Origin of the sequence: Acinetobacter sp. YH12145, from assembly GCF_013418335.1 — a bacterium.
Taxonomy (GTDB): Bacteria; Pseudomonadota; Gammaproteobacteria; order Pseudomonadales; family Moraxellaceae; genus Acinetobacter; species Acinetobacter amyesii.
In genome coordinates this window covers 1-2,982 of sequence record NZ_VPCE01000026.1, presented here as the reverse complement: position 1 = coordinate 2,982, position 2,982 = coordinate 1, and the positions used below count along the sequence as shown (strand labels likewise).

Annotated in this window: 3 protein-coding genes, 1 pseudogene and 1 other annotated feature; of the genes and pseudogenes, 3 read left to right on the top strand and 1 reads right to left on the bottom strand. The window is 43.0% G+C overall.

Going from position 1 to position 2,982, the window contains the following annotated elements:
• The first annotated feature begins 126 nt into the window (after positions 1-126).
• The 3 genes and pseudogenes from FTU80_RS16260 to FTU80_RS16250 form a co-directional block, all read left to right on the top strand.
• Positions 127-417, top strand: a complete 291-nt coding sequence (locus tag FTU80_RS16260) for a type II toxin-antitoxin system HigB family toxin (protein WP_016165531.1) — start codon at positions 127-129, stop codon at positions 415-417.
• A gap of 1 nt (position 418) precedes the next feature.
• A complete protein-coding gene (locus FTU80_RS16255) occupies positions 419-820 on the top strand; it encodes a type II toxin-antitoxin system HigA family antitoxin (protein WP_035268402.1) in 402 nt (133 codons plus the stop codon).
• Between the two features lie 138 nt (positions 821-958).
• A pseudogene (locus tag FTU80_RS16250) lies at positions 959-1,513 on the top strand (IS3 family transposase); the annotation flags it as partial.
• Positions 1,247-1,363: a sequence feature (AL1L pseudoknot), on the top strand. It overlaps the preceding pseudogene by 117 nt.
• Here FTU80_RS16250 and FTU80_RS16475 read toward each other — a convergent pair.
• Positions 1,438-2,805: an ISNCY family transposase gene (locus tag FTU80_RS16475; RefSeq protein WP_225531283.1), complete on the bottom strand. Its 1,368-nt coding sequence runs from the start codon at positions 2,803-2,805 to the stop codon at positions 1,438-1,440. The pseudogene FTU80_RS16250 and the gene FTU80_RS16475 sit on opposite strands and share 76 nt — an antisense overlap.
• Between the last annotated feature and the right edge of the window lie 177 nt (positions 2,806-2,982).

Sequence of the window (2,982 nt, the reverse complement as noted above, 5' to 3'; positions counted from 1 at the left end):
GTGTGCAACAAAGCCTCTGATAATTAATAAAGCGCCATTTGGCGCTTTATTCATCCTAGCCCTTCAATATTGCAAAATGCGATAATTTGTTTATACTTGATTTATAGCAAAATGCGATAAAATGTTATGCATGTGATCACCCACGCTAGAATTATAGAAGCAATGCACAAGTGGCCACAGGCTGAAACGGCATTAGATGGTTGGTATCGAACCATAAAGGCAAACGATCCGAAAGATTTTGCTGAGATGAAACAGCTCTTTCCAGCTGTCGATAAAGTTGGAAAGTTCCATGTATTCGATATTGGCGGGAACAAGATCCGACTTATTGCCGTCGTGATGTATCAAGCAAAACGTGTGTATATTCGTCATGTCTTGTCCCATAAAGAATATGACAAAGGTCATTGGAAGGAAGGTTAGTATGAACGCGATGATTAAACAGGCCGTAGACCACTGGCACTACGTTGCACCATTGCTCAGCAAGCCAGAAAATGAAGACGACTTTCATACACTTGTTGAAGCTTTAGATGAACTTTTAGATACCGTTGGTGATGACGAATCTAATCCTTTAATGGGGCTTATTCATCAGCTTGGTGATTTGGTTTCTGATTATGAAAATGAGCATCTTCCTATGCCTAAAGGGGATGGTCGTGCTGCTTTGGCTTTTTTGATGGAGCAACATGGTTTAGGTCAGTCTGACTTAGCAGAAGTTGCAACCCAATCTGTGATTTCTGAGATTTTAAGTGGTAAACGCCAACTGAATATTCGTCATATTAAGGCATTGTCTGAGCGGTTTAATGTATCGGCAGATACGTTTTTCTAAAAGATAGGGCGCCGTGAGCCGCTCTATTAGTAATCAATTTGAATTTCTTGTTAGTCTTGATATTTCAATTTAGCTTTGTTGCACAAACTGAACCGTACCGGGTTTGTCGGAGACCAACTTTCTTGAGAGAATGTTCCAATGACAAAACCAAAATATACCCCTGAAATCAGAGAAAGAGCGGTTCAATTATTGATTGAATCTGAAAAAGATTATCCTTCTACTTGGGCTGCAATCACAGCTATTGCACCTGAGCAGCATGCTGCGCAAGGGTTGTACTCCTGAAACATTGCGTGTTTGGTATTTAAAGCATATGGATCAACTAAATCCTGCCAAAGTACAACAGATATCTGACCAAGAAAAAATGAAGCAAATGGAACGTGAAATTAAAGAATTAAAACGTGCCAATGAAATTCTACGTAAAGCAGCCGCTTTTTTCGCCCAGGCGGAGCTCGACCGCCCACACAAATAATGGTGGATTTTATCCAGAACAATAAAGATCGATATGGTGTTGAAGCGATTTGTAGAATTTTACCGATTGCAGCTTCGACCTATTATCGGGCTTTAGATCTCGTTGATAACCCAGAACATCGAGCGAAACGTGTTCAGCATGATTTACATCATGCAGAGCAAATCAAACGTATTTGGAAAGAAAGTTTAGGTCGATATGGTGTGCGTAAGGTCTGGCAACCGTTATACCAATCGTTATCCAGATAGCGGCTTAAAGCTGGCCAACGCTTCAGAGTGTAATTGATCGCCTTGGCGGTTGGAGAACTCGATGGCACAGTCAGTTGATGTTGGTTGAGCCATTCATACAGTTGTTGCATCACCGGTTGACTATGCTGTTGTCGGTATTCGCGGCGCTGTTCTGCTGTACCATCGGTCTTTTTCCTGAGTTCTGCTTCTATGGCATACAGTTTCTGAATCAGCACTAATGCCTGTTCAGCGACCTGACTTTTTTTGGTCACATGCAGTTCATGGAATTTACGACGCGCATGCGCCATGCAGCCCACCTCAATGACCTGACCTGATTTAAAGCGTGCTTTATAACCGCTGTAATCATCACAGACCAGATGGCCCTGCCAGTCTTTCAGGAACGCTTCAGCATGCTGACCTGAACGACTATCCTGAAAGTCATAGATCACGGCTTGAACTGGATTGTACTGTGTAGTGGCATAGGCCCAGACATAACCTTTCTTCGGTTTTTTATCATTCTCACCCATCCGCATGATGGTGACCGGCGTTTCATCGGCATGGATCACCCGCTGTTGCAGCACCACCTGTTTTAAGGCATTGGCCAGGGTGCTGAGTACACGTCCAAACTGGGTAATCTTGGTGTCTTTCTTGCTGCTTTGATTCACTCTAAAGACTGAATGTTTGTCGCTGTAAAACGCTAAAGGCTTACCGTGCTGTTCGACATATAAGCGTGTTGAAATCATATAGTCAAAGGTTGATTCTGACTCACAGAAGCGTAAATGCTGCAATTTTCCTGTAGCATCATCGATAAACACCAGCAGACAGCATTTAGCAGCGCGTCCTTCAAACCAGTCATGGTGTGAGCCATCAATTTGGATCAGTTCACCAAAGCAATCCCGGTTGTAACGAGGCTGATACGGTCGTTTCAGGCGCTTGGATCGAGGCATCCATAAGTCAGCTGCAATCATCCAAGAACGCAGGGTTTCTACTGAAAGATCGAATCCATGTACGGTGGTGAGCTTTTCATGCGCTAAAGTGGGTCCGAAACCATGGAGTTGGTCAGAAACAATATTGAGGCACTTGAGTTTGAGTTCTTCAGGAAGTTTAGAATTGCTGATTTGGCCACGACCGGCATGGGCTAATGCAGCTGGACCTTGGGCTTTGTATTTCTGCAGTAAGCGTCTGATCTGACGTTCTGAAATATGAAGTAGCTGAGCAGCCTGGGATTGAGTTATGCGTTGATCGCAGATTTCCTGCAAGACCGACAATCGTTTAAGTTCTTTATCCGACATAGACACCAACATATCAAACCGTCCGCTAAGGAAATTGCAAAAGTGCATATTCTAAAAGCGGACATTTTTACTTTGGAGAAACCGGACATTTCTATTTTGGAGTTACAAGTCCATTGCGTATAATAGTGATTATGTTAAATTAAGTACATAGTACTTTAAGTTGGCTTTGTTGCACAA